The sequence below is a fragment of the Trebonia sp. genome, from assembly GCF_030042015.1.
In the GTDB taxonomy this organism is placed as follows: domain Bacteria; phylum Actinomycetota; class Actinomycetes; order Streptosporangiales; family Streptosporangiaceae; genus Trebonia.
Genome location: NZ_JASIAL010000191.1, coordinates 1 through 2,665 on the forward strand (window position 1 = coordinate 1; position 2,665 = coordinate 2,665).

The following is a 2,665-nucleotide window of genomic DNA, read 5'->3' on the forward strand; positions in this document are numbered from 1 at the left end:
GGGCGGCCCCGGGCTACCGGGCAGCGCCGGCACCGGACTGGGGAGCCCCACCGCTCGACTGGGCAGTCCCGGCGGCCGACCGGGCCGCGCCGGCGGCCGACCGGGTCACGCCGGCGGCCGACCGGGTCACGCCGGCGGCCGACGAGGCAGCCCAGGCATTCGACTGGGGAGACCCGATACCCGCACCCGAGACCAGGCCGGCATTGGCACAGCCCGCGGGCCCGGCATGGGACAGCACGCTCGCGGACCCGTGGCGGGAGGCCGCCGAAGTGACGTCCAACGGGACCGTCGATTCCGCCGACTCCGGCGGCTCCGGCGGGTTCGGCGGCTTCGGCGGCGAGTCGCAGGGCGACGGCCGCGACGGCCCCGGGGGCGCCGACGGCCGCGCGGGGCCCGGGGGCCGCGGGCGCACGGGGCGCCACGGGCTGCCAAGCTCCCTAGCGCGCGGCCGCGACCGCCACCGGGAGCACTGGCTCGTCATCGCGGTGCTGCTGCTGCTGGTCTGCGCCGGCGGGGGCGCCTATGCCGCCCTGTCGCATACCCCGACAGGCAAGGCGAAGGCCACCGGGCCGATGTCGTCCGCCATGGCGGCGCAATCGCCGGCGCCGCACCACGTCAGCGCGCTGCAGCAGGTGCTGACGGCCGCGAACGCCAGCCTGGTCGCCAAGGGCAAGCTGCCGCCGTCACGCTGCAGGCAGCAGCGGACGACGATGGTCATCTGCACGTCGCCGTCGCCAGGGATCGCCAGCGCGACGTTCACCACTTACCCCACCCTCACCGCCCTCTACGCGGCCTACGAAGCCGAGGTCCGCTCGCTGAACGCTGGCCAGTACCGGCAGAACGTCCAGAACTGCGGCCTGTCCGCGCCCAGCCCCTACGGCGAGATCGCGTGGAACCACCAGGAGCAGCACCTGAGCATTTACACGGTCAGCGAGATGATCGCGGGCAAGGTGTCCGTCGAGCGGGCCATGGGCCGGGTGGCCTGCATGCTGACGGCCAGCCACACCGAAGACATCGTGTGGACCACGGACTACGGCAAGCTGCTTGGCGTCGTGATCGGATCCGGATCGCACACGAGCGTGTGGTCGTGGTGGGCCGCCGTCCACCACAACATCATCTTCCCCGGCACGCCGATGGACATGGGCAGCGACAAGTCCCCGCTGATGGCCGGAGCCCCCATGCCGACGGCGTCGGCCAGCGGCTCGCCGTCGATGTCCCCGTCGGCCATGCCATCCTCGTCGGCCGTGCCGTCCTCAGCCATGTCCCCGTCGCCGTCGATGTCCGCGTCACCATAGCCCGCGCGCGGCGCCGGTAACTCCGGCCGGTACTCCTGCGCGGTCGCGGCGAGCTGCTCGGCGAGTTCGTCCGCCTCCAGGCGGCCCTCGATGCGCCGCAGGTCGTCGATCCGCGCCCGCGTCTCCACCCGGCGCGGGGTGAGCAGCGTGCAGCAGTCCTGGTCGGGCAGCTCGGAGATGGCCAGCGTGCGGATGCGCCGCGCCTCGGCCATGATCTCCGTCTTGTCCCAGCCGAGCAGCGGCCGCAGGATCGGCAGGCTGACGGCATCGTCGAGCGCGGTGATGTTCGGCAGCGTCTGGCTGGAGACCTGCCCGAGGGAGTCGCCGGTGACCAGCGCGCCGCCGCCGACGCGGCGGGCCAGCACCGCCGCGGTCTTGAGCATCAGCCGCCGCTGCGCCACCACCTGCAGCCGGTCGGCGCCCGAGGTGGCGAGGGCCTGCTGCGCCTTCCCGAACGGCACCACGAACAGCCGCGAGCCGCCCTGGAACCTGTCGAGCCCGCGGACCAGCGCGTAGGCCTTGTAGATCGATTCAGGGCCGGTCAGCGGCATCCCGGAAAAGTGCAGGAAGTAGCAGCGCAGCCCGCGGCGCATCATCCGGTAGGCGGCCACGGGCGAGTCGATCCCCCCGGACATCAGCGCGACCGCCCGGCCGCTCATCCCCACCGGCAGCCCGCCCTGACCCGGCAGCCCGCCGGTGAACACGAACACCTCGCTCTGGTCGACCTCGACGAAGACCTCGGTGTCCGGGTGCTTCAGGTTGACGGGCAGCCCGTGCGCCGCCTGGACCTGCGCGCCGATGAGCACGGCGAGCTCGGAGGAGGTGAGCGGGAACCGCTTGTCCCTGCGCCGGGCGCGCACCGCGAACGGGCCTGTCGTCCCCGCGGTCAGCCAGACGGCGGCGGCCGCCGCCGCCTCAGGGGTCTTCGGCGTCCGCAGCACCCGGCAGACCCGCACGATCCCCGGCACGTCGGCGACCCGCCCGGCGACCTGATCGACAGCCCGGGCGTGCTCCGCCGGCGTGCGCTCCTGGCGGGGCACCCGGAGCATCACCACTCCCTCACGCTGCACGAGGTCCACCGGCACCCCGGTGTCCCGCACCGCCGCGCGGATGTTGCCCTGCAGCAGCCGCTCGAACTGCTGCCTGTTGCGCCCCTTGAGCACGATTTCGCCGAGTTTCAGCAGCACGCACGGCTCGCCGACGGCCTGCTCAGCCGTCCCGGGTGCCGCGACGGGGTCGGTAACGGACATCCTTCAAGTCTGCCAGCTTCGGCGGCCCGCGACGCCTCCCACCGCCCCGGGCTCTCCCCCGCACGTCACAATAAATTCAGTTATCCCGAACTATCCCGAACGAACAGTGCCTCCTCCCCC

2 pseudogenes are annotated in these 2,665 nt (G+C 73.2%); one reads left to right on the forward strand and one right to left on the reverse strand.

From position 1 onward, the window contains the following. Nucleotides 1–1,295 (forward strand): annotated as a pseudogene (locus Q1N79_RS09770) (hypothetical protein); the annotation flags it as partial. A gap of 23 nt (nt 1,296–1,318) precedes the next feature. On the opposite strand, the pseudogene thiI reads toward Q1N79_RS09770, so the two are convergent. Then, nucleotides 1,319–2,545 (reverse strand): annotated as a pseudogene (gene thiI / locus Q1N79_RS09775) (tRNA uracil 4-sulfurtransferase ThiI); the annotation flags it as partial. Between the last annotated feature and the right edge of the window lie 120 nt (nt 2,546–2,665).